Here is a 26,281-nt window from a genome sequence, read left to right on the forward strand (position 1 = left end):
TGGATCGAACGGTGCGACACGTTCGATTCAGGTGCGACTGATCGAGAGGGCGACCAGGTCGGGGCGCAGGTGGGCCGGCGGCGGACCGCCGACGAACTCGTGCACGGTGCGCAAGGCGGTGCGTGCGGTGAGGGGAGCGACGCGTCGGCGGCCGAGCAGTGCGAGCACCGAGAGCGCGACCAGCGCGACGCATCCGATCGCGAGCACGGCGCAACCGAGCATGCCGGCCATGCCGCTCATGCAGTCGGCATCGCAGGTCGGGTCGGCGATCGTTCCACCCCCACCGAGCGCGCCCAAGTCGGCGGGCAACGCGAGGTGGTGGCCGGATGCGGCGGGCGCGGGCATCGCGGATGACGCCGTATGGTGCGGTGCCGCATCGGCGGGCGCCGCGCCGAGCGCGTGCATGCCGAGCAGTCCGATGATGATCGCCACGACGCCGAGCAGGCGGGAGGCGAACGCGTGCGGCATGCTCGGCCCCTCCGTTCGCATGACGGATGCCGCGGCATCCGCTCGATCGATACCCCGAGAGGGTATCACCGTGCGTTGGAGGAAGGCCGCCTCACGCGTCGCGCGCGCAGCGGAACCCGATGTGCGACATGCCCGTGTCCTCGGTCTGCGGCGAACGCGCGGCAGGCCGGAACCGCAGGCAGTAGTCGGGCGAGCAGAGGTGCGACCCGCCCTTGAGCACGCGCCGCGGAGTGCCGGCGAAGCCCTCCTGGGCGCTCGCCGCAGCGAGCAGGTTCTCGCGCCTGCCCGCATCGACGGGGGAGTCCGAGAGGCGCAGGTGCCGGGGCGTGTAGTAGTCGCTCGTCCACTCCCAGGTGTTGCCGATCATGTCGAAGAGCCCGTAGCCGTTGGCCGGGTACGAGCCGACCGGGGCCGTGCCGCCGACGCCCTGGTTGTCGTACGGAAACCGCCCGAGCCACGAGTTCGCCTGCGGTACGCCATCGGGATACGGCTCGTCGCCCCACGCGAAGCGCGCACCGTCGACGCCGCCTCGGGCGGCGTACTCGTGCTCGGCCTCGGTGGGCAGTCGCTTGCCCGCCCAGGTCGCGTAGGCCGTGGCATCCTCGAACGCGATGTGCACGACCGGATGCCGCAGCCGGTCGTCGATGCCCGACCCGGGTCCGAACGGGGCGCGCCAGTAGGCCGCCGGCTGCCAGCGCCACCAGTTGCGCCAGTTGCGGAGGTCCACCGGGCCGGCGGTGGGCGTGAACACCATGGCGCCGGGCACGAGGTCGGCGGGGTCGGCACCGGGGAAGTCGCGCGGATCCATGGGGCGTTCGGCGACCGTGACGTAGCCCGTCTCGTCGACGAACCGGGCGTACTCCTCGTTCGTGACCGCATACCGGTCGATGCGGAAGTCCTCGACCACCCGTTCGTGCACGGGTCGCTCGTCGGGGTAGAACTCGTCGCTGCCCATGCGGAAGGTTCCCCCGGTGATCAGCACCATGTCGTCGGCCACGTTTCCACCGTAGCCGCGGCGGGGGTGCCGGTGCTTGACTGGCCGTCGGGGGATCGGGGAGCGGTCGCCCAACCCGACATCGATGGGGGAACGCATGTCCGACAAGCCGAACATCCTGATCATCTGGGGCGATGACATCGGCATCACCAACCTGAGCGCCTACTCCGACGGCCTCATGGGGTACCGCACCCCGAACATCGACCGCATCGCCGACGAGGGCGTGCGGTTCACCGACTACTACGGCGAGCAGAGCTGCACCGCCGGACGCGCGGCGTTCATCACCGGCCAGAATCCCTACCGCACGGGCCTCACCAAGGTCGGCATGCCCGGTGCCGACCTCGGCCTGCGCGCCGAGGACCCGACGATCGCCGACGCCCTCAAGCACCACGGATACGCGACGGGCCAGTTCGGCAAGAACCACCTCGGCGACCGCGACGAGTTCCTGCCGACCGCGCACGGGTTCGACGAGTTCTTCGGCAACCTGTACCACCTCAACGCCGAGGAGGAGCCCGAGCACCCCGACTACCCGACCGACGAGGAGTTCCCGGGGTTCAGTGAGAAGTTCCGCCCGCGCGGCGTCATCCACTCCTGGGCGAACGACGACGGCACGCAGCGCATCGAGGACACCGGGCCGCTCACGAAGAAGCGCATGGAGACGGTCGACGAGGAGTTCCGCGACGCGGCCGCCGACTTCATCCGCGCCAAGGCCGACGACGACCAGCCGTTCTTCGTGTGGTTCAACTCCACGCACATGCACTTCCGCACCCACACCAAGCCCGAGAGCAAGGGCCGCGCCGGGCGATGGCAGTCGGAGTACCACGACACCATGCTCGACCACGACGACGTCGTGGGGTCGCTGCTCGACCTGCTCGACGAGCTCGACCTCGCCGACAACACGATCGTCATGTACTCGACCGACAACGGGCCGCACATGAACAGCTGGCCGGATGCCGGCATGACCCCGTTCCGCAACGAGAAGAACTCGAACTGGGAGGGCGCGTACCGCGTGCCCGCGATGGTGCGCTGGCCCGGGCACATCCCCGCCGGCACGGTGCTGAACGGCATCGTGAGCCACAACGACTGGTTCGTGACCCTGCTCGCGGCAGTGGGCGACACGGATATCGCCGAGCGGCTGGCGCAGGGCGGCGAGTTGCACGGCACGCCATACAAGGCGCACCTCGACGGCCACGACCAGCTCGACTACATCACGGGCGAGGTCGATCAGAGCCCGCGTCGGCACTTCTTCTACAGTTCCGACGACGGCGACCTCACCGCGATGCGGTTCGACAACTGGAAGGTCGTGTTCCTCGAGCAGCGCGCCGTCGGAACGCTCGCCGTCTGGCAGGAGCCGTACGTGCACCTGCGGTTCCCGAAGCTGTTCAACCTGCGCACCGACCCCTACGAGCGGGCCGACATCACGTCGAACACCTACTGGGACTGGGTGCTCGAGCACATCTTCCTGTTCATCCCGGCCCAGGCGTACGTGACGAAGATGCTCAGCACGCTCATCGAGTTCCCGCCGCGCCAGAAGCCGGCGTCGTTCACGATCGACCAGGTGCTGGAGCGTCTGGAAACGGCCACATCCGGGGCGTCCTGACCGTTCCGCGAGGCACGCGCGAGGACGTAGAGTTTCGGGCACCGACCCGAGGGAGACGCCCGTGCCCGACCAGACCGCCGCGATGACGATCGACGAGATCGATCCGAGCCTGCATGCGGCGCTCGGCAAGGTGCCGGTGCTCAAGCTCGAGAACCCGATCATGCTCGCGATCATCGGTCGCGCATCGCGGCTGCAGCCCGGCACCCACGTCGAGGGCGTCGAGCGCCGGGTCGTGCACGAGGGCAGTGTGCGGGTGCGCGTCTTCACGCCAGAAGAGCCGAACGGATCGGCGCTGCTGTGGATCCACGGCGGCGGGCTCGTCATGGGATCCGCCGCGGGCGACGACCGGTTCTGCGGCGAGACGGCCCGTGCGGTCGGCGCGGTCGTGGTGTCGGTCGACTACCGGCTCGCGCCGAAGCATCCCTTCCCTGCGGCGAACGACGACGTGCGCGATGCGTACCTCTGGGTGAAGACGCACGCCGGCGAGCTCGGCGTCGACCCCGCCCGTATCGCGGTCGGCGGGGCGAGCGCGGGAGGCGGACTGGCTGCGGCGCTCGTGCAGCGCCTGCACGACGAGGGCGAGGTGCCGGCCGCGCAGTGGCTGTTCTGTCCCATGCTCGACGACCGCACGGCCGCCGATCGGAGTCGCGACGCGCGGAACCACCTGGTCTGGAACAACCGCTCGAACCTCGTCGGGTGGCGTTCGTACCTCGGCGTCGAGCCCGGCGCGGCCGACGTGCCCGAGTACGCGGTACCCGCTCGTCGCACGGACCTGTCGGGGCTGCCGCCTGCGTGGCTCACGTGGACGGACATCGAGCTGTTCGCCGACGAGGACCTCGCGTATGCGCAGGCGCTCGCCGAGTCGGGCGTCGTCGCATCCTCCGACGTGGTCGCGGCCGCTCCGCACGGGTTCGACGTGTGGGGCGGCCAGACCGAGCTCGCCCAGCACCTGTTCGTCGGAGCGCGCGACTGGCTGGCGCGGCAGCTCGCGGCGCCGACCGGTGCCGGCGAGCTCGACGCCCGGCCCGGGGCATCCGTCGACTGAATGAGCGGATGCCGCGAGCGGATGCCGCGTCAGCGGGCGAGCTGCGCGAGATGCGCCGCGAGCTGGTCGCCGATGTCGACGGCCGAGGGGTCGTAGAGCCACTGCAGCTGCAGGCCGTCCCAGAGCGCGACGAGCCAGAGCGCCTCGAACGCCGGATCGAGGTCGGCGCGAAGCACCGGCGCCGCGGCCTCGAAGAACGCGGTGAATCGCGCGATGGCCCAGTCGAAGCGGCGCTCGAAGTAGTCGTGCGCCGGATGCGACCGCGCGGCCGCCTCGGCGGAGAGCACGGCGTACAGCTCGATGAGGCCGGGCTCGACCCGGCTCGCGAGCCGCGCGGAGTCGACGAGGCCGTCGAGCATCTCGGTCGGGTCGCCGGTGATCGCGAACTCCGAGCGGATGTCGATGGTCGCGTCGCGTCGGGCGATGACGGCGCCGAGCAGCTCCTCCTTGCTCGAGAAGTGGTGCAGCAGGGTGGACTTGCCGATGCCGACCTGCTCGGCGATCTCGCGCAGGCTCGTCGCGTGGAATCCCCGGTTCGCGAAGAGCGTCGACGCGTCGGCGACGATCTGCAGTCGGCGTGCTCGCCCCGGCGCGTACCCGCCCTCGACGGGTTCGGCGTCGAAGGGCGGCCCGGCGGGCGATGACGGCACGAGCCCGTGCGGGGGAGCCGCGCCACGCAGCCGGTCGAGGTGCGCCTGCAGCACGAGGGGCAGGTCGAACCGCCCGGGCAGGTAGAGCGAGATGAGCTGCAGGCCGTCCCACGCGGCCGCCAGCCGGATCGACTCGTCGATCGCGTCGGTGGCCGCGGGCAGCTCGCCCGCCTCGATCGCCTCTCGGAAGATCGCCGCCGCATCGACGTGGATGCCCGAGTGGCGTTCGCGGAAGTATTCGTGAGCCGGGTGCGCGTCGCTCGTGGCCTCGCCCGCGAGCGTGCTGAAGAGCGGCAGGTAGCCCTCGATCGTCGCGTTGTGCCGCGCCACCTCGGGGAACGTGTCGACGCCGTGCTCGAGGTCGGCGAACCACGCCTCGTTCGGTCGGGCGAGTTCGTCGACCACGGCGAGCAGCAGGTCGTCCTTCGAGGCGAAGTGCTTGGCCACGCCGGGGTGCGAGAGCCCGGCTTCCGCCGCGATGTCGCGCACCGAGACGGCGCCGAATCCGCGTTCGATGAAGAGGCGCGATGCAGCGGCCAGGATGTTCGCGCGCGTGCGGGCGGTGGTCGCGGCGCGGTTCGTCGGCGCGGGCGCGCGCTCGGGTGCCGCTGCACGCGCCGAGGGCGCCGCGGCATCCGCTGAGATCGCCTTCGTCATGCCAGCCCCCGATTCGTCGTCGGCCCATCCTCCCACAGCCTGTTACCAGGCGTTCGAAATTCAGTTACCAATCGGTCGGATTTGATGTACCCTCGTGCGAGAGCCAAAGACGGCTCGGTTTTCGCGGAAGGAAATCCCATGACAGAGTCGTCGCTCATCACCCCGGGCGCACCCGGCCCCGAACTGCCCGGAGCCGCCGACAGCACCGGCGCGGCCGGCCAGACGGGCAAGACCCCTCGGGGCTACATCCCCACGCTCGCGCTCTCGAACTTCGGCCTCTACATGGCCCTGCTCACGCCCGTGCTGGTCTCGCTCGCCTTCAAGGTGCAGCACATCACCGACTCGCCCGAGGCGGCGACCAACGCGCTCGGCCTCATCATGGGCGTCGGCGCGCTCTTCGCCCTCGTCTGCAACCCGCTCGTCGGCCGCCTCTCCGACCGCACCGTCTCGCGCTTCGGCATGCGTCGCCCGTGGATGCTCGGCGGCGTGCTCGTCGGCCTCGCCGCCTTCGCCCTCATCGGCGTCGCGACCGACGTCTGGATCGTGCTGCTCGCCTGGTGCATCGTGCAGGCGTCGCTGAACGGCGTCATGGCGGCCTCGACCGCGACCGTGCCCGACCAGGTGCCCGTCAACTCGCGCGGCAAGGTCTCGGGCATCATCGGGCTGACGACCCCGCTCGGCATCCTCGGCGGCAGCTTCCTCGTGAACTTCCTCGCCGACGACCTCACCCGGTTCGTGGTGCCCGGCCTCATCGCCGCCGTCTTCGTGACGATCTTCGTCTTCGTGCTGAAGGACCGCGTGCTCGCCGAGAAGCCCGCCGAGCGCTACGGCGTCAAGGAGTTCTTCGGCTCGTTCGTCTTCAACCCGCGCAAGCACCCCGACTTCGGCTGGACCTGGCTCACCAAGTTCCTCATCATGTTCGGCTACGCCGGCATCGCCACGTTCCTGCCCTTCTACCTGACCGAGCAGTTCGGCCTCAGCGAGCAGGACGCGATCGGCACGATCCTCATGGCGAACCTCGCGTCGATGGCGGCCATGGCGCTCTCGGGCCCCATCGGCGGCATCCTCTCCGACAAGATCGGCAAGCGCCGTCCGTTCGTCGCCGTCGCCGGCGGCGTCATGGTGCTCGGCCTCGTCGTGCTCGCGTTCGCCCCCAGCATCCCCGTGGTGCTCGTGGCGCAGGCGATCATCGGGTTCGGCGCCGGCTCGTTCATGTCGGTCGACACCGCCCTCGCCACCCAGGTGCTGCCGAACCAGAAGGACACCGCGAAGGACCTCGGCGTGCTGAACATGGCCAACGCGCTGCCGCAGTCGATCGCCCCCGTCGTCGCCCCGGCCATCATCGCCTTCGGTGCCACCACGTCGCTCGGCGGCTACAGCACCTTCTACCTCTTCGGCGCACTCGTGGCCCTCGCGGGCGCCGTCCTCGTCTACCGAATCAAGGGAGTGAAGTAACACCATGACCGACACCATCGAGACCACGGATGCCGCGGCATCCGCAGATCGCCCCGTCGACCCGACCTACCGCGACGCGTCGCTGTCCGTCGACGAGCGCGTCGAGAACCTGCTCGGCCAGATGACGCTCGAGGAGAAGGCCGGGCTCTTCTTCCAGACCATGATCGCGATGAGCCAGGACGGCGAGCTCGCCGAGGCGAACCCGATGTTCGGGCTGCCGTCGAACGAGGACCAGGTCATCGGCAAGGGCATGACGCACTTCAACGTGCTCGGCTCAGCGCCGTCGGCCGAGCTCATGGCGAAGTGGCACAACACGCTCCAGGAACTCGCCGCGTCGACCCGCCTCGGCATCCCCGTGACGATCTCGACCGACCCGCGCCACTCGTTCAGCGACAACCCGCTCGCGGGCATGCTCTCCGGCCCGTTCTCGAGCTGGCCCGAGACCATCGGCCTCGCGGCGATCCGCGACGAGGCGCTCGTCGAGCGCTTCGGCGACATCGCTCGCCAGGAGTACACCGCCGTCGGCATCCGCGTCGCGCTGCACCCGCAGATCGACCTCGCCACCGAGCCGCGCTGGGGCCGTCAGGTCGCGACGTTCGGCGAGGACGCCGAGCTCACGGGCAAGCTGGGCGCCGCCTACATCCGCGGATTCCAGGGCGCGTCGTTCGGCCCGGGCTCCGTCTCGACCATGACGAAGCACTTCCCGGGCGGCGGCCCCCAGATGGACGGCGAAGACGCGCACTTCGAGCACGGCCGCGAACAGGTCTACCCCGGCGGCGAGTTCGAGCTGCACCTGAAGCCGTTCGAAGACGCCTTCGCGGCCGGCACCCGCCAGATCATGCCTTACTACGGCATGCCCGTCGGCACCGAGTACGAGGAGGTCGGATTCGGCTTCAACAAGTCGGTCGTCACGGGCCTGCTGCGCGAGCGCTACGGCTTCGAGGGCATCGTGTGCACCGACTGGGGTCTCATCAGCGATGCCGAGATCTTCGGCGAGCCGTTCCCGGCACGCGCCTGGGGCGTCGAGCACCTCACGCCGCGCGAGCGCGTGATCAAGGTGCTCGAGGCGGGCGTCGACCAGTTCGGCGGCGAGGCGATCCCCGAGCTGCTCGTCGAGCTCGTCGAGGCCGGCGACATCAGCGAGGAGCGCCTGGATGTCTCGGCCCGCCGCCTGCTGCGCGAGAAGTTCGTGCTCGGCCTCTTCGACCAGCCCTACGTCGACGTCGAGCACGCCGGTCGCGTCGTCGGCTCCGAGGAGTTCGTCGCCGCCGGTGAGGCCGCGCAGCGCGCCTCGATCACGGTGCTGACGAACACGGCGACGGATGCCGGTGCGCCGACGCTGCCCCTGGCGCGCGGACTTCGCCTGTACGTCGAGGGCATCGACGAGGAGGTGGCCGCCGAGTACGGCACCGTCGTCGAGACCCCGGTCGAAGCGGATGTCGCGGTGATCCGCACGCACGCCCCGTTCGAGGTGCGCTCGTCGACGTTCGAGAACTTCTTCCACCAGGGCTCGCTCGCCTTCACCGACGAGGCCGTCGCGCACCTGCGCGAGGTCGCGGCGGCCGTGCCGACCGTGATCGACGTGCACCTCGACCGCCCGGCGATCCTCACGCCGTTCGTCGACGACGCCGCGGCGATCGTCGGCAACTACGGCGCCAGCGCTCGCGCGGTGCTCGACGTGCTCACCGGCGCGGCCGAGGCGAAGGGCAAGCTGCCGTTCGACCTGCCGTCGAGCATGGCCGCCGTCGAGGCGAGTCGCGAAGACGTGCCGTTCGACACGAAGGACCCGCTGTTCCGCTTCGGCCACGGGATCAGCCTGTAGGACGGTGACGGATGCCGCGGCACGCTGCCGCGGCATCCGTCGCGTCCGGTCGTCGGGCTCGCGGGTCGTCAGGCGTGCGGGCGGTCGGGATTGCGCACCGAGACCCCGGCCGGCCTGGGCTTGATGAGGAGCTCGGGGGCTTTCGTGACCATGAGCCAGACCGGCAGCACGATCAGGCAGAGCGGGGCGATCACCGCGACGTCGCCGACGAGGGCGACCCCGATGAAGATCGAGATCCAGCCGTCGCGCGTGGCGGCCAGCGTGACGCCCATGATGGCGCACGCCACGCCGAGCGAAATCGGCAGGTCGGGGATCACCGCCGAACCGAACAGGCCGAGCGCAGCACCCACGAAGACGACCGGGAAGATGCGGCCGCCGCGGAACCCGGCGCTCGCCGCGATGAGCATCGCGACCATCTTGATGCCCGCGAAGGCCGCCAGCTGGCCCGGCGTGTAGTCGTCGGGGTTCTTGAGCAGCTCACCGGTCTGCTCGAGCCCCTTGAACAGCGTGATCGGACCGCCGAGGACGCCGAGCAGGCCGAGCACCGCGCCGCCCAGCGTCGTGATGATCAACGGGTTCCGCAGGGCGTGGAACGCGCGATGCACGTACGGGAACACCCATGCTCCGACGATGCCGAGCAGTGCGGCCGCCGCGGCGATCACGAGTCCGGTGAGCAGGTAGATCGGCTGCAGTGCGCCCATGGGCTCGAGGTGGAAGGCGATGGCCTCGCCGCCCAGCAGGTCCATCGTCGCGGCGCCCGCGCCGGCGGCTGCGAGGGGCAGGAAGAGCCGATCCCAGAGCGATCCGCCGGACTTCATCGCGCCCACCATGCCGGTGAACACGAGCGCCGCTGCGACCGGCGTGCCGAACAGCGCCCCGATCGTCCCGGCGATGGCCAGTGCGGCGATGAGCTGCTGCGGCACCTTCGCAGCTTTGGCGAGCAGCGCCATCGACAGCGCCGCGTTGATCGCGATGATCGGGTTCTCGGGGCCGAGGCTCACGCCGCCCGCGAGGCCCAGCACCACGACGAGGGCGATCGACGGCAGGGCCTTGAGCCCGGGGAAGGGCCCGCTGAGCTCGGTCGTCGCCGAGTCGGGCCCGCCGTGGCCCGGCACCAGCCAGACCACGAGGCCCACCGCCGCACCGATCAGGGTGAGCATGGTGAAGATCCACCACGGCGTCGACTCGTCGGCGCCGAACACCGCGGGCAGGGTCTGCCAGAGGTACGTCTCGAGCAGCCCCGCGACGCTGTTCAGCACCCAGAGCGTCACGGCCGACCCGACGCCGATGGCGATCGCGGGCACGGACATGACGAGCAGCTGCCGAACGCTCGGCCCGGCGGTCGGCGCCGCGTCCTGCGTCGCTCCCCGCGCCTCGCTCGGCTCTGATGCTCCGGTGTCGCTCACGTCGCCCTCCCCGCGTCAGGCCCATCCTGCCCGACCCGCGACCGCGTGCGCGAGAGCGACGTTCGATTCCGGCGGCGACGGATGCCGCGGCATCCGTCGCTCGAACCGCCCGCGTCAGGTGCGGTCGGCCAGGTCGACCTCGATCGAGACGGGCGGACCCCCGCGGTAGTCGCCGTATCGGGCCCACTCGAGCCGGACGAGCACGAGTTCGAACTCGCTCTTCGTGAGGGAGGAGCCGAACCACGGGAAGGCCGCGCCGTACGCCTCGGCTGCGCGAGCGGCCTCGTCGCTGCCGGGCACGAGCACCTCGGCGACGCCCTGCGCCTGCAGCGTCGTCTTCTCGGCACCGCCGACCACGATCGCGACGCGACCGTCGCGCCCGAGGTTCGCGATCTTGCGCGAGCCGCCGCGCGCATTGAAGACGAGGTCGCCCCGGTCGGTGGCGGTGATGCTGAGGTACGCGGACTGCGGCGCGCCGTCAGGGCCGATCGTGCTGACGACGGCATCGCCGTTGGCGCGGACGTAGGCGATCATCTCCGAGTGATCCATGGCCTCATGCTAGGGCTGCGCACCCCTGGGCCGGACGCCCCGGATAGGCTGTCGGGACGTATGCACTGATCCTCGGGGGGAGGACACGTCGATGCAGACCCGAATCGCATCGCGACGTTCACGCGTCGCCAGACGAGTCACTGGTGGGGTGATGGCGCTCGCGGGCGTCGCGCTCGTCGTCACGTCCATTCCCGCGGCATTCGCCGTGCAGGTCGACGACAACACGCCGCTCGACCCGTGCCTCGGCGACGCATGTCCCACCTCATGGAACGTCCCGAACAACGGCGAGGTGACCGGATTCGACGACGGTGTCAACGTCTTCGTCGGAGGCGACTTCACGGCCGAGCCGTCCGCCGCCGAGACCGAGGGCAACGTCGTCGTGCTCGGCGATGCGACCTTCACCACACCGGGTTCGTACAACCTCGGCGTCGCCGGGGTCGGGTCGCGCGTGCCTCCGCCCAGCGGCTCGACGATGCTGACCGTCGGCGGCGACATCGTGGTCGCACCCGGCACCAACCTCATCGTCGGTGGCGACACCGGGTTCCCGAGCTTCACGTCGATCATCGGCAACGTCGAGTTCGGCGGCTCGAGCAGCGGCAGCATCAGCACGCAGCCGGGCGCGACCGTCGCGCAGGGCCCCGGCGCGCAGGCCTTCGCCGAACGCGTGGCGAACATCACGGCGCTGTCGCAGTGCTACGCCGACCTCGCCGCCACCGGAACGGTCACCGTCGCAGGCGGCATGGCGACATTCACGGGCGACGGGTCGAGCGCGGTGCAGGTGTTCTCGGTCGACGGCGGACTCGGCGCCGATCAGGTCGCCGTCACCGGAGTCGACGTGCCTGCCGACTCCACCGTCATCATCAACGTCATGGGCGACGACGCCGACGTCAACGTGAACAGCTGGTTCATCAACGGATCGAACACCTTCGATCCCACGCGCTCGCAATTCATCGTGACGAACTACCCGGATGCCACGACCGTCGACATCACGGGCGGGGCGCAGTTGCCCGGCTCGATCCTCGTCGGCAATCCCGCGAGCAGCACGACCATCTCCATCGCGGGCACGAATGGGCGGGTCGAGGTCGCCGGCGACCTGATCCACCGGTCGCCGGCGGGGACGGCGACCGGCGTCGAGATGCACGCGTACCCGTTCTCGGGCGCCCAGGACTGCGCCACGCCGATCACCCCGACCCCGACTCCGACCCCGACGCCCACTCCGACTCCGGGCCCGACGCCGACTCCCGGGCCGACTCCGACGACGACGCCCACTCCCGCTCCGGGGCTCGCGGAGTCGGGTTCGCCGGCCGGTGCCCTGCTGGCGGGCGGCGCCGCGCTCATCGCTGCGGGCGCTGTGACGGTGCTCTCGACCCGCCGACGCCGGGCCTGAGGCGGCGCGGGTGCCGTCCGGTCGGTCGACCCGACGGCACCCACTCACGGCTCGGTCGTGACTCCGGCGAGTCGGTGACGTCCGAATCGGCGGCGATCGGGGGCCGACCGAACGTGTCAGGCCGTCGCGTCGTCGAGCGGATCGATGAGCGTCGCGTCGGCCGGATCGACGGCCCGCGAGTTGTTGACCCGGCGGTCGACCTCGTAGACCGAGATGGTCGACGCGACCTTGTCGGACTCGGCGGCCAGCTGATCGACCATGCGCGCCTTGCCGCCCTCGTCGAGCTTGGCCGGGTCGAGGTACTCGCCCCAGAAGTCGGCCTCGAGGAACACGGGCATGCGATCGTGCACCTCGCCGGAGGCGTCCTTCGCCTCTCGCGTGATGATCGAGGTCGACACCCGCCACTCGTCGTCGACCTTGCGCACCGTGTAGATGCCCGCCGCGGCGAGCAGCGGCCGGTCTCCGTGCAGGAACCAGGCGCGCTTCTTGCCCGGCTCGCCCGTCCACTCGTAGTAGCCGCGCATCGGCACGAGGCAGCGCGACGACGCGAACGCGCCCTTCCAGAGTCCGTTCGTGGCGACCGTCTCGATGCGGGTGTTGAACTGCGGCCGCTTCGCGTCTTTGAGGAACGGTGGATGGAAGTTCCAGGCCGCGGCGTCGAGCATTCGCGTGATCTCGCCGGTGTCGCGGTCGGCGCGCTCGCGAACGATCGGGATCACCTCGGTCGGCGCGATCGAGTACTGCGGCCGCCAGTCGCGGTAATCGCCGCCTGCTGCCACGAACTCCTGGATCAGTTCGTCGACCTTTGCGTCATTCGCGAAGCGCCCGCACATGCGCCCAGTCTGCACCCGGCCGCCGACATCCGGCCCGTGTTCTGCGGAGGCTGTCAGCGGGCGGGACCAGACTTGAGCCCGTGATCGCGGACCAGGCCATGACGTGGACCCCGCGGCATCCGACCGATCTCGGCAGGACCGTCGGCGTGCTGCGGCGCGGCGCCGGCGACCCCACGTTCCACCGGGGTGCCGACGGCTCGTTCTGGCGCACCACGCGCACGCCCTCGGGCGACGCGACGGTGCGGTACTCGCAGGTCGGCGCCGACGAGCTTCGCGCGCAGGCGTGGGGTCCGGGTGCGGCCGACGCGGTCGCCGAGGCGCCCGTCGTGCTCGGCGACGGTGACGACCCGGCGTCGTTCGACCCGATCATCCCGCTGCTCGCCGAGGCGCATCGGCGGTTCCCCGGCATCCGCATGCTGCGCACCGGGCGTGTGCTCGAGGCGCTCGTGCCCGCCATCCTCGAGCAGAAGGTCATCACGCTGCAGGCCCATGATTCTTGGCGTGCCCTCGTGCGCCGGTTCGGCGACGAGGCACCCGGTCCCGTTCCGCCGGGGCTCGGGCGCCCGATGAAGCTGGCACCCACGGCCGAGGTCTGGCGACGCATCCCGTCGTGGGAGTGGCATCGCGCCGGCGTCGACCCGCAGCGGTCGCGCACGATCGTGACCGCTGCACGTCACGCCGCGCGTCTCGAAGAGGCGAGCACCATGAGCCCGACGGATGCCGCGGCGCGCCTCATGGTCATGCCCGGCGTCGGCGTGTGGACCGCCGCCGAGGTCGCCCAGCGCGCCTTCGGCGATCCCGACGCCCTCGCGGTGGGCGACTACCACCTGGCGAACTACCTGGGCCATGCCCTGTGGGGCCGTGACATGACCGACGACGAGATGGTCGAGGCGATGCGGCCGTGGGCCGGGCACCGCCAGCGCGTCGTGCGGCTGCTGGGCGCGGCGGGCGTCGCGGGCAAGCCCAAGCGCGGCCCGCGCATGCCCTTCGTCGACCATCGCGCGATCTGACTCCCGCCGACTCCGCCGCGCTCGGATGCGCGGGGCGCGCTCGGATACGCTGAGCGTCGCCGCGTCGGTGCGTCGCGGCATCCGTAGAGCCCACCCGAAGTCAGTTCGAGAGGACGCCGATGCCCCGCTTCGACCTCAGCCCAGCCGACCTGCGCGAGTACCGGCCCGCAGTCGCCGAGCCGGCAGACTTCGACGAGTTCTGGCGCACGACGCTCGCCGAGTCGCGCTCGCTCGCCGTGCCTCCGAAGCTCACGCCGTTCGACGTGGGGCTCGCGACGGTCGAGGTGTACGACGTCGAGTTCAGCGGGTTCGGCGGCGACCCCGTCGGCGGGTGGTTCATCGTGCCGTCGGGTGCCGCGGCATCCGCACCGCTGCCCGCCGTCGTGCAGTACCTCGGGTACGGCGGCGGACGCGGGCTCCCGCACGAGCACCTCGAGTGGGCGAGCGCGGGATACGCGCACCTCGTCATGGACACGCGCGGACAGGGCAGCACGTGGGGCACCGGCGGGTCGACCCCCGATCCGCACGGGTCGACGCCGGCGGTGCCAGGGGTCATGACCCGCGGCATCCTCGATCCCGCCGACTACTACTACCGGCGCGTGTTCACCGACGCGGTGCTCGCGATCGACGCCGTGCGCTCGCTGCCGCAGGTCGACGCCGAGCGGGTGAGCGTCTGCGGCGGCAGTCAGGGCGGTGGCATCGCGATCGCGGCGGCCGGGCTGTCCGAAGGGCTCGTCGGCGCGATGCCCGACGTGCCGTTCCTCTGCCACTTCGAGCGGGCGGTCGGCCTCACCGACCGCTTCCCGTACCAGGAGATCGTGCAGTACCTGTCGGTGCACCGGGATGCCGCAGAGCGGGTGTTCGAGACGCTCTCGTACTTCGACGGCGTGAACCTCGCCGCACGGGCCACGGCGCCGGCACTGTTCTCGGTCGCCCTGCTCGACCCCGTCTGCCCGCCGTCGACCGTCTATGCGGCGCGCAACGCCTGGGGTTCGCGGGCGGATGCCGCGGGCGGCCGTGCCGAGTCGGTCGCCGACATCGTCGAGTACCCGTTCAACGAGCACGAGGGCGGCGCCGGCGCCCACTGGCCGCGGCAGGCGTCGTGGCTCGCCGAGCAATTCGGACGCTAGTCGGAGGCTCCCGCTAGCCGGCGTCGCGGGCCGCGTCGCCGACGGCGCGCGCGGCGGTGTGCACGGCATCCCACTCGACGAGCGGCTGCAGCAGCTCGATCAGCTGCAGGCCCGATGCGCTCGGCGTGTACGTGATGGTGACGGGCGTCGTCGCCTTCACGTGGCGCTCGATCACGCCTTCGGCCTCGAGCTCCTTCAGCCTGGCCGCGAGCAGTCGATCGGAGATGCCGTCGACGGTGGACCGGTACTCGCTGAACCGCCGGGCGCCTCGCACGCCGGCGAGCAGGATCGCGCCGTTCCACTTGCGGCCGGCGAACTCGACCGAGCGCTGGAACCGGCGGCACGCCGCCTCGTCGATGTGCCCGAACTGCTCGAGCCGCGCGCGGTGGGCCGCGAGGTCGGCGACGAGGTCGACGCCCGTCTCGTGCGCCGCGTTCGCCGGGGCATCCGCATGACTAACCATAAGTAAGCAGCTTACCAGCGATTGCGCGAGCGGATGCCGGTACGAGAGGCTCGAGAGCGCGACACGACGGGAGCAGCATGCACTACGGACACGACCTGCAGTTCGGGACCTTCATCACCCCGAGGAACGATCCGCCGCAGGCCGCCGTGCGCCTGGCCGAGCTGAGCGAGGCCTCGGGCTACGACCTCGTGACCTTCCAGGACCACCCGTACCAGCCGGCGTTCCACGACACGCAGACGCTGCTCACGTGGGTCGCGGCGCGCACCGAGCACATCCACGTCGCCGCGAACGTCGCGAACGTGCCGCTGCGCCCGCCCGCCGTGCTCGCACGCGCCGCGGCGAGCCTCGACCTGCTCTCGGGCGGACGCTTCGACCTCGCGCTCGGCGCGGGCGGCTTCTGGGACCCGATCGCCGCGATGGGCGGCGCCAAGCTCACGCCCGGGCAGGCGGTCGACGCGCTGGGCGAGGCGATCGACGTGATCCGGGGCACGTGGGACGTCGACGAGCACGCGCGGTTCGTCGTCGACGGCACGTACCACCACGTGAACGGCGCGAAGCGCGGCCCGGCGCCCGCCCACAACATCCCGATCTGGATCGGCGCGCTGAAGCCCCGCATGCTGCGGCTCATCGGCCGCAAGGGCGACGGCTGGCTGCCGTCGTACGGCTACCTTCAGCCCGGCGACCTCGAGCGCGGCAACCGCACCATCGACGAGGCCGCGCTCGCCGCGGGGCGCGACCCCCGCGAGATCCGGCGCCTGTTGAACATCAACGGCCGGTTCACGAGCGGACGCGCGGGCGGCTCGGGCGGCGCCGGCAGGGGCGGGGCGTTCGACGGCCCGGCCGAGCAGTGGGTCGAGCAGTTGCTCCAGCTCGTGCTCGACGAGGGCATCGGCACGTTCATCCTCGCGAGCGACGACCCCGGCACGATCGTGCACTTCGCCGAGGAGGTCGCGCCTGCACTGCGCGAAGCGGTGGCGCGCGAGCTCGCGAGCGAGGCGGCATCCGGTGCCTCAGCCGGCGACGGCCGAGCGGATGCCATGGGCGGCCCGGTCGCGATCGCGGGCCAGCTGCGCAGCACCGCCGTGCGCGCGAAGCGCCGAGACGGCATCGACTACGAGGCCGTGCCGGCGTCGCTCGCGGCGCATGCGATCGAGCCGGGCGACGCCGGCTACTCGCGCGTGAAGTCGACGTACATGCGCGGCGGCTCGCCCGGCCTGGTGCTGCAGGCCGGCAGCCCTGAAGAGGTCGCCGACGCACTCGCGTTCGTGCGCGCCAACCCCGACGTGCCTTTCGGCGTGCGCAGCGGGGGCCACGGCATCAGCGGCCGTTCGACGAACGACGGCGGCATCGTGCTCGACCTCTCGCGCATGAACGCGATGGAGGTGCTCGACGAGTCGCGCCGGCTCGTGCGCATCGAGGCCGGCGCGCGCTGGATGGACGTCGCCGCGTTCCTCTCCCCGCACGGCTGGGCGCTGAGCTCGGGCGACTACGGGGGAGTGGGCGTCGGCGGCCTCGCGACGGCGGGCGGCATCGGCTGGCTGGTGCGCGAGCACGGCCTCACCATCGATCACGTGCGCGCCGTCGAGCTCGTGCTGGCCGACGGCTCGATCGTGCGGGCCGACGCCACGCGGCATCCGGACCTCTTCTGGGCCGTGCGCGGCGCGGGCGCGAACATCGGCGTCGTGACCGCGTTCGAGTTCGAGGTCGACGAGATCGGTGACGTCGGCTTCGCGCAGCTCGCGTTCGATGCGAGCGACACGGCGGAGTTCCTGCAGGCGTGGGGCGACTGGCTCGTCGACTCGCCGCGCGACGTCACGAGCGCGCTGCTCATGGGCGCGACCCGGCCGGGGCAGCCCCCGATCGCCCAGATCATGGTCGTCGTCGACTCGCCGGACCCCGACACGATCCTCGCGAGGCTGCAGCCGCTCGCCGAGGTCGCGCCGCTCGTGGGCCAGCAGGTGAGCCTCACGACGTACGAGGCGATCATCTCCAACGCGGCCGACACGGCGCATGCCGGTCAGGGGGAGCCGACCGCCAAGTCCGGGCTCATCGGCCGCATGACGCCCGAGTTCGCTCGCGACACGGCTCGGTTCCTCGAGAGCGGCGCGACGCCCTTCTTCCAGATCCGCTCGGCCGGCGGTGCCGTGCACGACGTGCCCGCGGATGCCACGGCCTACGGCCACCGCGAGGCGGAGTTCTCGGTCTCGGCCATCGGCTCGCCGCGCAACCGCACGAGCGAGCTGTGGGCCGAGCTCATGGCGCCGCACATGTCGGGCGCCTACCTCAGCTTCGAGACCGAGCAGGGGCCGGAGCAGCTCGCCGCCGCGTTCCCGCCCGCGACGCTCGAGCGCCTGCGGGCGATCAAGCGCGAGGTCGACCCCGGCAACCTCTTCCGCGACAACGCGAACATCGTGTAGGCGGTGCGCCGCGGCATCCGCTCGCCTCGCTTGCCTCGCTCGGTCGGCCGGTCTCCGGTCGGCTCGCCCGGGCATTCGCGTGTCGGACGGCCCGGGTATCGTGTAACCGGCAATGGGGGCCGACACGATGGGCGGGTGGCATGACCGAGACGACTCAGCACGTGATCAGGCCGCTCACGCCCGAGACCTTTCCGGCGTGGCTGGCGCTCGCTGAGAAGCACAACGGGGTGTGGGGCGGGTGCTACTGCTCGTACTTCCACGAAGACACCGAGCTGACCGCGAAGGACGACGTCGACCGGCCGACCTTCAAGCAGCGACTCGTCGCGGAGGGCGTCGCGCACGCCGCGCTCGTCTTCGACGGCGACGACGCGATCGCGTGGTGCGAGTTCGGCAGCCCGGTCGAGCTGCCGAACATCTACCACCGCAAGCAGTACGACGCCGGTGAGGCCAACCCGGCGCCGTGGCGCATCACCTGTTTCTTCGTCGACCGCGACCACCGTCGTTCGGGGGTCGCACGCGAGGCGCTCGACGGCGCGCTCGACCTGATCGCGGAGGCCGGTGGGGGCGAGGTGGTCTCGTTCCCGAACGAACTCGTCCCCGGCAAGAAGACGTCGTCGTCGTTCCTCCACAACGGCACGAGGGCCATGTTCGAGAAGGCCGGCTTCACGTTCGAGCGTCACATCGGCAAGAGCAAGACCGTGATGCGCAAGACGGTTCCGCCCGCCAGCGGTTGACGCCTGGCTCGCGCAGGCCCGCCGACGAACATGGCTAGGCTGCGGACATGGGCAAGCTCTTCGACTCGATCGACCACCGACTGCAGGCGTGGATCGAGGCCCAGCCCATGTGGTTCGTCGCGACCGCGCCGCTCAGCGAAGACGGTCACGTCAACCTGTCGCCGCGTGGCCACGACTCCTTCAGCGTGCTTGGCCCGCGCCGCGTCGCGTGGGTCGACTACACCGGCAGCGGCATCGAGACGATCGCGCACCTGAACGAGAACGGGCGGGTGTGCCTGATGTTCAACTCGTTCGACGCGCGGCCGCGCATCGTGCGGCTGCATGGACGCGGCACCGTGCACCTGCCCGGCGACCCGCTCTTCGACGAGGTCGTCGCGCTGCACCCCGAGCACCCGAGCACCCGCGCCGTCATCGTCGTCGACGTGACCCGGGTGAGCGACTCGTGCGGGTGGGGCGTTCCGGTCATGGAGCAGCGTGGCGAACGCGACCTGATCCGGCTGCATGCCGAGAAGAAGGGCGTCGAGGGCATGGACGCCTACCGCGTCGAGAAGAACTCGTGGAGCGTCGACCACCTGCCCGGGCTCGTCGCCGGGGGCGGGGCCGAGAGCGGCGACGGCATCGAGCCGACGGTCGCGGGCCGGCAGTAGAGCCGGCCGCGGCATCCGCTCGCCCATCGACGGGACGGATGCCGCGGCATCCGCTCACTCCATGGTGTCGAGGATGCCCACCAGCTGCTCGAACGTGGTGAGCGGGTTCACGATCGCGAAGCGCGTGTTCGGGCGACCGAGGTGCGAGCTCGGGGTGACGAAGGCGAGCTGGTCGTCGAGGAGCTTGGCCGACCAGGCGGCGTACTGCTCGCGGGTCCAGCCGTCGCGCTCGAAGACCACGACCGAGAGCTGCGGGTCGCGCACGAGCGTGAAGCCGGGCCGACGGCGGATCTCGGCGGCGATGTCCTGCGCGAGCTGCAGCGACGAGCCGATCGCCTCGCGGTAGGCCGCCCCGCCGTAGGTCGCGAGTGAGAACCACATCGGCAGGCCGCGCGGGCGCCGGGTCAGGTGGATCGCGTAGTCCGACGGGCTCCACTCGGTCGTCTCGGTGAGCGTGTCGAGGTACTCGGCGTGCTGCGTGTGCGCCGCGCGGCCGCGGTTCGGGTCGCGGTAGATGAGCGCGCAGGCGTCGAACGGCGCGAAGAGCCACTTGTGCGGGTCGACGATCACCGAGTCTGCCCGCCCGACGCCCTCGAAGCGGTCGCGTGCGAGCGGCGAGAGCATGGCGGCGAGTCCGTAGGCGCCGTCGATGTGCAGCCAGAAGTCGTACTCGTCCTTCAGGGCGGCGATCGAGGCCACGTCGTCGACGATGCCGAAGTTCGTCGAGCCGCCCGTGGCGACCACGGCGAAGACGGATGCCCCGTGCTCCTCGAGCGCCTCGCGCACGGCGTCGCCGCGCAGTTGCCCGTCGGGGCCGGGCGCGACCTTGACGATGTCGACGTCCATGACGCGTGCGGCCGACGCGATCGAGGAGTGCGCCTCTGCGCTGCAGACGACCTTCCAGCGGGGGGCGGGTGCCACGGGGTCGCCGCTCTCGGCGGCGGCCTCGGCGAGGCGGGCACGTGCGCTCTCGCGCGCCGCGACGAGCGCCGAGAGGTTGCCGAGCGTGCCGCCCTGCACGAACACGCCGCCTGCTCCGGCCGGCAGCCCGAACTCGTTCGCGAGCCAGCGCAGCACCTCGTTCTCGGCGTGCACGGCGCCCGAGCCCTCGAGCCAGGAGCCGCCGTAGATGGCCGACGCCGAGACGACGAGGTCGAACGCCGAAGCCGCGTTCGTCGGGGCGATCGGGATGAACGAGAGGTACTGCGGGTGGTCGGTCGTGATGCAGGCGGGGGCGAGCACGTGCTCGAAGATCGCGAGGGCGCGGCGGGCGCCGATGCCCTGCTCGTCGATCGTGCGGCCGGCGAGGCGGTTGAGCTCGGCGGGCGAGAAGGGCTTGTCGAGGGGGGTGTCCTCGGAGAGCATGCGGCGGCGCGAGTAGTCGAGCACGAGGTCGACGATGGCCTCGGTCTCGTCGGTGAAGGCGTGCATGCGGGTGGGGTCGGCCGGTGCCGAACCGGTGGCGGAGCGGTGGTCGGTGTTCATGGTGCTTCCCTTCGGATTCGCGCGGGGTTCGGCGAGCTGAGAGCAGCGTCGCACACAGGCGGGGGCCATTGCAAAAACACGCGCGAGAACGGCATGGGGCGCAGTATTCATGTGTTTGAGTGTGCTGATTCGAACGATAGTGCGCATTGCGGCGCAACATTGCGCACGTCATTTCGAGGCATCGAGCGAGCGGATGTCGCACGCGACCCATGCGTCGCGGGCGGTCGCCGGGCGGGGTCCGCGCCCGGGGTCGGCGCCTCCGTGGCATCCCTGATCCGGCGGGTGCACGATGAGCGTAGAACGCCTGCTGAGGAAACCTCAAGGAAGGAAGTGCGCCATGCCGGTCACCATCGGCGGAGTCGACCTCTACCTCGGCCCGACCACGGTCGGGGGGCCCGACGACCTCGATCTCGCGATCCGCGACTTCCTCGCGGGCGCGAAGCACACGCTCGCGATCGCCGTGCAGGAGATCGACTCGCGCCCGATCGCCGAGGCGATCGTCGACGCCACGAAGCGCGGGGTGCGCGTGCGCCTCATCCTCGAGGGCGACTACCTCACCGAGGACAAGGCCATCGCCGACCCGTGGACCACCGTCGGCGCCCATGACGAGAACCGGTTCCTGCTCGCGGCCCTGCTCAAGTCGCGCGTCGACGTCGTCAGCGACCTGAACCCCAAGATCTTCCACCAGAAGTTCATCGTGCGCGACGCGGGCAAGCCGACCGCAGCCGTGCTCACCGGCTCGACGAACTTCACGCGAACCGACACCGGCACCAACGCGACATCCGGAGCCGGAAAGGGGCAGAACCTCAACCACATCGTGGTGCTGCACGGCCGGCGACCCGCGGCCGAGTACCTGGTCGAGTTCGACCGCATGCGCTCGGGCACCTTCGGCGACCTGCACGAGCGCGTCGAGCCCAAGCCGTCGGAGTTCGGACTGCCCGCCGTGCGCGTGAAGCCGCTCTTCGCGCCGCGGCACGGCCCCGAGATGGAGATCATGAAGCAGATGCTGAAGGCGAAGCAGTCGATCGACTTCGCGATGTTCACGTTCGCGCAGTCGTCGGGCATCGACGACACGATGATCCGGCTTCGGCCGCTCGTCGCGCGCATGCGCGGCGTGCTCGACCGCGGCCAGGGCGCTGCCAAGTGGGCGGCCACCAAGGGCCTCGCGGGCGGGGCGGTCGAGCTCTACACGACCAAGCTCGGCACGGGCGTGCGCAAGCTGCACCACAAGCTCATGGTGCTCGACGAGCGCGTGCTGATCGTCGGCAGCTTCAACTACACGGCCCCCGCGAACACCCTGAACGACGAGAACATCGTCGTCATCGGCGACCTCGAGGAGCCGGAGGGCACGCCGACGGATGTCGCCCAGCGGGCGCTCGCGACGTATGCGCTCACCGAGATCGACCGCATCATCGCCGAACTCGCCGAGCCGATCCCGGCCTGAGCGGTTCGGGAGCGAGCGGATGCCGCGGCGCGCCGTGTCGCGCGGGTGTCGCGCCGTGTCGCGCGGGCTCACGCGCTGCCGCCGACTCGCCCTCCCCGGCGCTGCTCGTGCGCGACCCGTCTTGGGGTGCGTGCGCCTCTGGAGCGCCGCATCGGCCGCTCAATAGACTGCGCGGATGGCGTCCACGTGGAGTGAGCAGACGGCGGCGTACCTGACCGCCGCGACCGAGTGTCCCCGCTGTCGGGCACCCCTCGCGGGCGCCGTCTGCGCGAACTGCCGTGCCGACCTGCGCGGGCCCGAAGCCGTCGCCCTGATGGAGGCCTCGCAGCGCGCCGCGGCGGCCCTGCTCGAGCGCGATCGGCTCGTCGCCGCGCTGCCGACCGCCACGCATGCCGCCCCCATTCCGGTGCCCAACGCCCCGGTCGACGCTCCGTCGCCCGCGACCGTGCCCGCGTCGGTCGCGTCGCCCGCGTCCGTCGCGTCGCCCGCGTTCGTCGCCCCGGGCTCGGCGCCCGCACCCGCGATCGGGGTGCCCGCGGCATCCGCCCCTCGCCCTGAGAGCCAGACGAGCGTGCAATCGGTGCTCGCCGTCGCCGGCGCCGCGCTGTTCGCCGTCGCGGCGATCGTCTTCACGTTCCTCAACCCCGAGATCACCCAGGTCGTGCGCACGCTCGTGCTCGTGAGCGTGACAGTCGTGTTCCTCGTCGGCGCCTGGCTGCTGCGCTCGCGCGGCGTCGTCTTCTCGGGCGAGGCCATCGGGGCGCTCGGCATGGTGTTCCTCGCGCTCGACGTGCAGATGCTCGCCGACGCGGCCCCATCGGGTGTGAGCGGGTGGGTGTTCGCCGCCCTCGGTACGTTCGTGGCCTCGGTGCTCCTGCTCGTGATCGGACTCCTGACCCGCATGCGCACCTGGTTCTGGTCTGCGCTCGTCGGACTCGTGCTCACGCCGGCGTTCCTCGGCTACGCGGGCGCGGAGTTCGCGGTCGCCTGGGGCCACGTCGCGGCCGGCGCCGTCGCCCTCGCGGCCAACCTGCTCGCGCCTCGGGCGGCGCCCCGATTCGGCGGCAGCATCCGCACCGAGCGCGTGACCATGACCGCGCTGCAGCTGACCGCGATCGCACTCGTGCTCGCGCAGCTGCCATTCCTCGGCGGCACGCCCGAACGCGAGCTCGGCCGCGTGCTGCTGCTGCTCGCCCTCGGCGCCTGCGCGATCGTCGCGGTCGGCACCGGGTCCCGACGATTCTGGAGCGCGATGGGCGGTGTGCTCTGCACGAGCGCCGTCGCGATCACGCCGCTCATGCTCGCCCTGCCCGACGAGCACTCGATGTGGCTGCTCACGCTGATCCCGCTCGCTGCGGCGATCGCGGTGGCGGTCGTCGCGTTCGTGCCGAACGTCGGCGGCCTGCTCGCGCAACCGTTGCGCGGCGGGGCGCTCGGCGTGCTGCTCGTGACGGCGTCGTTCGGCGTCTGCATGCTCACGCTCGTGCTCGCGCGCGTCGGAGTGCTCTTCGTGGGCTCCCTGCCCGAACCGGGCCGAGGCGAAGCGCGAGGTCTGGGGGTCGAGCTCTTCACCGACGACGCGTCGGCATGGGCGCTCGCTGCGCTGCTCGGCGTCGCCGCAGCGGCACTCGGCGTCGGCGTGCTCGCGTGGCGCACGCGCCGCGATCGGCTCGCCGAGGTCGGCACGTGGAGCGGCACCGGGTTCGCCGCCCTCGCGCTCTGGCTCGCCGGAGCGGCCGCGCTCCAGCTCATCGCCTGGCCCGCGCTGCTGATCGTCACGCAGGTCTGCCTCGGCATCGCAGTCGCGGTGCTCTCCGCACTCGCCGTGGTCGTGCCGGCCTCGCCGATCTCGAAGGCCCCGGGGGCGATCCGGGCGCCGTTCATCACGGCGGCGCACCTGACGCTGCTCGTGGCCGCGCTGCTCAGCTGGGCCGACGCCGCGATCACGGTTCCGCTCGGGGCCGTCATCGTCGTGGTGCTGCTGCTCGTGGCCCGCACGGTTCCGGCTCCGGTGCGGCCAGTGCATCTCGGCGTCGCGTACGCGTACGCGCTCGTGCTGCTCGCCACGGCCCTCGGTCGAGCCGGAGTCGAGACGGTCGCCGTGCTCTGCCTCACGACCACGACTGCAGCGCTCGTCGCCCTCGCCGCGACGCTCGTGCGTCGCCTCGATGCACGTTCCTGGTACGCGATCCTCGTGGTCACGCTCGTGCCGTTCCTCGTGGGCGTCGCGACCGTGCTCGTCGAGCGCAGCGGGTGGACCGCGCTCTCGACGGGCGTCATCGCGGCCCTCGCCGTCGCGCTCGTGTTCACCCGCCGGCCCGGCCTCAACCGATTCGTTCGCTCGGCGGCTGCGGCGATGATCGTGCCGGCGCTCTCGGTGGTGGTCGTCTGCCTCGGCGCAGCGACGCTCGACTCGAGCGGCTCGCCGGTCGCGCTCCCCATCGTCGCCGCGATCGTCGCGGTGGCCCTGCCGCTCACGGTCGTGCTCGAACGCGCGATGCTCCGCAGCGAGATCGCGGCGGCGGATGCCGCATCCGCACGCCTCTGGTTCGAGGTCGGCGCGCTCGTGTCGGCGGCCGTCGCCGTCGTGCTGTCGCTCCTGCGCGATGCGGCCGGACTCGGCACCGCCGCCGTCGTGCTCGTCATCATCGGCCTCGGCGCAGCGGCCGTGCGCGTGGTCGCCGGGCGACGGTACGGCTGGTGGCTCGCCGCCGCGAGCTGGACCGGTGCGCTCTGGTGCGTCTGGGCGATCCAGGGGGTCGCCGTCATCGAGCCGTACACCCTGCCCCCGGCCGTCGCGGCGATCACCGTGGCGACGGTCATGCTGGCACGCCGCGGGCGAGGCCGCGAGCTCCTCGCCAGCGGCCTCGCGGTCGCGCTGCTGCCCTCGCTCGTGGCGCTCGCCGCGCTCGGCTCCGAGTCCGTCGTGGCACCCTGGCGCACGCTGGGGCTCCTGGCCGCCGCAATGCTCCTGCTCGCCGCCGGTGCCCTTCTCGGCACCGGCACCGGGGAGCGCATGCGACGCCTGCGCGTCGTGCGCCCGCTCGTCTTCGCATCGGCGATCGTCGCAGCCTCGGCCGGAGCGATCCAGGGCGTGCGCTGGGCGCTCGGTGCCGACGCGGCGCCCGACTGGACCGCGCCCGTCATGGCGCCCGTGCTGGCCGTCGCGGTGCTCGCCGCGCTCCTCGCCGGACTCGGCGCGGTCGGGCTCGTCGGGTCGGCCGGGCTCGCGGGGTCGGTCGGGCTCACCGCGTCGAACGCGTCGGACGATGTCGAGCACGGTCCCGAGGCCGCCGCTCCGCTCACCCCGAAGCGCTGGTTCGGGGCTCCTGCGCTGGTCTACCTCGCGCTGGGCCCGATCTTCGCGACCGAGCGCGACTGGTTCTCGATCTGGACGCTGTGGGCGCTCATGGCCGTGCTGCTCGTCACCGCGGTGGTGTTCGCCGCGCGCGACCGCATGCACGAGCCCGTGCTGCCGCCGTTCTGGTTCGTCTACGCGCTCGCGTGGGCGGCCGGGGTCTCGGGCTGGAGCCAGCGCGACCTGCGCGTCGAGGTGTTCTCGCTGCCGCTGGGCCTCGCCGTGCTCGTCGCCGGCATGTCGTGCCTGCGTCCTCGCGAGGGCTGGCGCGCGCCGAAGGCCACGCTCGACTCGTGGCCGGTCGGCTTCCGCGGCTCGTGGCGGCTGCTGGCCCCGGGCATCGTCCTGACGCTGCTGCCGTCGGTGCTCGCCACGGCGACCGATCCGCAGCTCTACCGGCCGATCATGGTGATCGCCTTCGCGCTGGTGCTGATCCTCGTCGGCTCGGCGCGCAAGCTCGCGGCGCCGTTCATCCTCGGACTCGTCGTGCTGCCCATCGAGAACATCGTGGTCTTCGCCGCGCAGATCGACCGCACGGTCGGCGCGATGCCCTGGTGGATCACGCTCGCGACCGCCGGTGCGGTGCTCCTCGCCATCGCCGTCGGCGCCGAGCGCAAGACCACCCAGGGTCGCGGCGTCGCCGCACGGCTGCGCGAGCTCGAGTGAGGCCGCGCGCGCACGGGCGCCTGCCGGCCGCGCGCCGCCGTCGGCATGTCGGCGGCGTGTG

The 26,281-nt window shown here is 71.6% G+C and carries 20 protein-coding genes; 12 read left to right on the forward strand and 8 right to left on the reverse strand.

The genetic code is table 11. From position 1 onward, the window contains the following. Positions 1-27: 27 nt before the first annotated feature. A complete protein-coding gene (locus BM342_RS01315; RefSeq protein WP_143109721.1) occupies positions 28-468 on the reverse strand; it encodes a hypothetical protein in 441 nt (146 codons plus the stop codon). Positions 469-559: 91 nt separating this feature from the next. Further along, the gene (locus BM342_RS01320) at positions 560-1,453 is read right to left on the reverse strand and encodes a formylglycine-generating enzyme family protein (RefSeq protein WP_092966355.1); all 894 of its coding nucleotides are present in this window, start codon (positions 1,451-1,453) and stop codon (positions 560-562) included. Positions 1,454-1,559: 106 nt separating this feature from the next. Here BM342_RS01320 and BM342_RS01325 point away from each other — a divergent pair, with 106 nt between their 5' ends. Continuing rightward, entirely contained in the window at positions 1,560-3,062 is a 1,503-nt protein-coding gene (locus BM342_RS01325) for an arylsulfatase (protein ID WP_092963737.1), read from the forward strand. 61 nt (positions 3,063-3,123) lie between these two features. Then, a complete protein-coding gene (locus tag BM342_RS01330; RefSeq protein WP_218154876.1) occupies positions 3,124-4,107 on the forward strand; it encodes an alpha/beta hydrolase in 984 nt (327 codons plus the stop codon). Between the two features lie 29 nt (positions 4,108-4,136). Here BM342_RS01330 and BM342_RS01335 read toward each other — a convergent pair whose 3' ends face one another. After that, positions 4,137-5,414: a TetR/AcrR family transcriptional regulator gene (locus BM342_RS01335; protein WP_092963738.1), complete on the reverse strand. Its 1,278-nt coding sequence runs from the start codon at positions 5,412-5,414 to the stop codon at positions 4,137-4,139. A gap of 138 nt (positions 5,415-5,552) precedes the next feature. Here BM342_RS01335 and BM342_RS01340 point away from each other — a divergent pair, with 138 nt between their 5' ends. Together BM342_RS01340 and BM342_RS01345 are read left to right on the forward strand one after the other, a co-directional pair. Next, positions 5,553-6,869 (forward strand): MFS transporter, encoded by a 1,317-nt coding sequence (locus BM342_RS01340; protein ID WP_092963739.1) that lies wholly within the window; start codon positions 5,553-5,555, stop codon positions 6,867-6,869. Positions 6,870-6,873: 4 nt separating this feature from the next. Then, a complete protein-coding gene (locus BM342_RS01345) occupies positions 6,874-8,691 on the forward strand; it encodes a glycoside hydrolase family 3 protein (protein ID WP_092963740.1) in 1,818 nt (605 codons plus the stop codon). A 68-nt stretch (positions 8,692-8,759) separates the two neighbouring features. Here BM342_RS01345 and BM342_RS01350 read toward each other — a convergent pair whose 3' ends face one another. After that, the gene (locus BM342_RS01350) at positions 8,760-10,097 is read right to left on the reverse strand and encodes an ion channel protein (protein WP_255368447.1); all 1,338 of its coding nucleotides are present in this window, start codon (positions 10,095-10,097) and stop codon (positions 8,760-8,762) included. A 114-nt stretch (positions 10,098-10,211) separates the two neighbouring features. Continuing rightward, complete coding sequence (locus BM342_RS01355; RefSeq protein WP_092963741.1) at positions 10,212-10,646, reverse strand: pyridoxamine 5'-phosphate oxidase family protein; 435 nt, start codon at positions 10,644-10,646, stop codon at positions 10,212-10,214. A 91-nt stretch (positions 10,647-10,737) separates the two neighbouring features. Here BM342_RS01355 and BM342_RS01360 point away from each other — a divergent pair, with 91 nt between their 5' ends. Beyond that, positions 10,738-12,033: a choice-of-anchor A family protein gene (locus BM342_RS01360; RefSeq protein WP_092963742.1), complete on the forward strand. Its 1,296-nt coding sequence runs from the start codon at positions 10,738-10,740 to the stop codon at positions 12,031-12,033. Between the two features lie 116 nt (positions 12,034-12,149). On the opposite strand, the gene BM342_RS01365 is transcribed toward BM342_RS01360, so the two are convergent. Continuing rightward, a complete protein-coding gene (locus BM342_RS01365; protein ID WP_092963743.1) occupies positions 12,150-12,866 on the reverse strand; it encodes an SOS response-associated peptidase in 717 nt (238 codons plus the stop codon). An 80-nt stretch (positions 12,867-12,946) separates the two neighbouring features. Between BM342_RS01365 and BM342_RS01370 the strand changes: the two genes are divergently transcribed. After that, positions 12,947-13,876 carry a DNA-3-methyladenine glycosylase family protein gene (locus tag BM342_RS01370; RefSeq protein WP_255368448.1) on the forward strand — a complete coding sequence of 310 codons (930 nt, stop codon included), beginning with the start codon at positions 12,947-12,949 and terminating at the stop codon, positions 13,874-13,876. Between the two features lie 119 nt (positions 13,877-13,995). Next, positions 13,996-15,006, forward strand: coding sequence for an acetylxylan esterase (locus tag BM342_RS01375; RefSeq protein ID WP_092963744.1), 1,011 nt, complete (start codon positions 13,996-13,998; stop codon positions 15,004-15,006). A gap of 13 nt (positions 15,007-15,019) precedes the next feature. Here BM342_RS01375 and BM342_RS01380 read toward each other — a convergent pair whose 3' ends face one another. Continuing rightward, positions 15,020-15,469: a winged helix-turn-helix transcriptional regulator gene (locus tag BM342_RS01380; RefSeq protein WP_092963745.1), complete on the reverse strand. Its 450-nt coding sequence runs from the start codon at positions 15,467-15,469 to the stop codon at positions 15,020-15,022. A 77-nt stretch (positions 15,470-15,546) separates the two neighbouring features. On the opposite strand from BM342_RS01380, the gene BM342_RS01385 reads away from it, so the two are divergent. The 3 genes from BM342_RS01385 to BM342_RS01395 all read left to right on the forward strand — a co-directional run bounded on the left by BM342_RS01385 (position 15,547) and on the right by BM342_RS01395 (position 19,267). Then, positions 15,547-17,886, forward strand: coding sequence for an LLM class flavin-dependent oxidoreductase (locus tag BM342_RS01385; protein ID WP_092963746.1), 2,340 nt, complete (start codon positions 15,547-15,549; stop codon positions 17,884-17,886). A 140-nt stretch (positions 17,887-18,026) separates the two neighbouring features. Then, complete coding sequence (locus BM342_RS01390; RefSeq protein WP_092963747.1) at positions 18,027-18,620, forward strand: GNAT family N-acetyltransferase; 594 nt, start codon at positions 18,027-18,029, stop codon at positions 18,618-18,620. Positions 18,621-18,667: 47 nt separating this feature from the next. After that, on the forward strand, positions 18,668-19,267 hold the full coding sequence (locus BM342_RS01395; RefSeq protein ID WP_092963748.1) for a pyridoxamine 5'-phosphate oxidase family protein: 600 nt from the start codon (positions 18,668-18,670) through the stop codon (positions 19,265-19,267). Positions 19,268-19,321: 54 nt separating this feature from the next. Here BM342_RS01395 and BM342_RS01400 read toward each other — a convergent pair whose 3' ends face one another. Further along, positions 19,322-20,752 (reverse strand): pyridoxal phosphate-dependent decarboxylase family protein, encoded by a 1,431-nt coding sequence (locus BM342_RS01400; protein WP_092963749.1) that lies wholly within the window; start codon positions 20,750-20,752, stop codon positions 19,322-19,324. 337 nt (positions 20,753-21,089) lie between these two features. Here BM342_RS01400 and BM342_RS01405 point away from each other — a divergent pair, with 337 nt between their 5' ends. Further along, positions 21,090-22,196, forward strand: a complete 1,107-nt coding sequence (locus BM342_RS01405; RefSeq protein WP_177232008.1) for a phospholipase D-like domain-containing protein — start codon at positions 21,090-21,092, stop codon at positions 22,194-22,196. Positions 22,197-22,371: 175 nt separating this feature from the next. Beyond that, on the forward strand, positions 22,372-26,220 hold the full coding sequence (locus BM342_RS01410) for an SCO7613 C-terminal domain-containing membrane protein (RefSeq protein ID WP_143109722.1): 3,849 nt from the start codon (positions 22,372-22,374) through the stop codon (positions 26,218-26,220). Positions 26,221-26,281: the final 61 nt, after the last annotated feature.

This window comes from Agromyces sp. CF514, assembly GCF_900113185.1.
In the GTDB taxonomy this organism is placed as follows: Bacteria; Actinomycetota; Actinomycetes; order Actinomycetales; family Microbacteriaceae; genus Agromyces.

What these genes read in the sequence shown, in the direction of transcription:
- BM342_RS01315 (WP_143109721.1), bottom strand. Translation starts at nt 468, where the DNA reads ATGCCGCACGCGTTCGCCTCCCGCCTGCTCGGCGTCGTGGCGATCATC.
- BM342_RS01320 (WP_092966355.1), bottom strand. Translation starts at nt 1,453, where the DNA reads ATGGTGCTGATCACCGGGGGAACCTTCCGCATGGGCAGCGACGAGTTC.
- BM342_RS01325 (WP_092963737.1), top strand. Translation starts at nt 1,560, where the DNA reads ATGTCCGACAAGCCGAACATCCTGATCATCTGGGGCGATGACATCGGC.
- BM342_RS01335 (WP_092963738.1), bottom strand. Translation starts at nt 5,414, where the DNA reads ATGACGAAGGCGATCTCAGCGGATGCCGCGGCGCCCTCGGCGCGTGCA.
- BM342_RS01340 (WP_092963739.1), top strand. Translation starts at nt 5,553, where the DNA reads ATGACAGAGTCGTCGCTCATCACCCCGGGCGCACCCGGCCCCGAACTG.
- BM342_RS01345 (WP_092963740.1), top strand. Translation starts at nt 6,874, where the DNA reads ATGACCGACACCATCGAGACCACGGATGCCGCGGCATCCGCAGATCGC.
- BM342_RS01355 (WP_092963741.1), bottom strand. Translation starts at nt 10,646, where the DNA reads ATGGATCACTCGGAGATGATCGCCTACGTCCGCGCCAACGGCGATGCC.
- BM342_RS01360 (WP_092963742.1), top strand. Translation starts at nt 10,738, where the DNA reads ATGCAGACCCGAATCGCATCGCGACGTTCACGCGTCGCCAGACGAGTC.
- BM342_RS01365 (WP_092963743.1), bottom strand. Translation starts at nt 12,866, where the DNA reads ATGTGCGGGCGCTTCGCGAATGACGCAAAGGTCGACGAACTGATCCAG.
- BM342_RS01375 (WP_092963744.1), top strand. Translation starts at nt 13,996, where the DNA reads ATGCCCCGCTTCGACCTCAGCCCAGCCGACCTGCGCGAGTACCGGCCC.
- BM342_RS01380 (WP_092963745.1), bottom strand. Translation starts at nt 15,469, where the DNA reads ATGGTTAGTCATGCGGATGCCCCGGCGAACGCGGCGCACGAGACGGGC.
- BM342_RS01385 (WP_092963746.1), top strand. Translation starts at nt 15,547, where the DNA reads ATGCACTACGGACACGACCTGCAGTTCGGGACCTTCATCACCCCGAGG.
- BM342_RS01390 (WP_092963747.1), top strand. Translation starts at nt 18,027, where the DNA reads ATGACCGAGACGACTCAGCACGTGATCAGGCCGCTCACGCCCGAGACC.
- BM342_RS01395 (WP_092963748.1), top strand. Translation starts at nt 18,668, where the DNA reads ATGGGCAAGCTCTTCGACTCGATCGACCACCGACTGCAGGCGTGGATC.
- BM342_RS01400 (WP_092963749.1), bottom strand. Translation starts at nt 20,752, where the DNA reads ATGAACACCGACCACCGCTCCGCCACCGGTTCGGCACCGGCCGACCCC.
- BM342_RS01405 (WP_177232008.1), top strand. Translation starts at nt 21,090, where the DNA reads ATGCCGGTCACCATCGGCGGAGTCGACCTCTACCTCGGCCCGACCACG.
- BM342_RS01410 (WP_143109722.1), top strand. Translation starts at nt 22,372, where the DNA reads ATGGCGTCCACGTGGAGTGAGCAGACGGCGGCGTACCTGACCGCCGCG.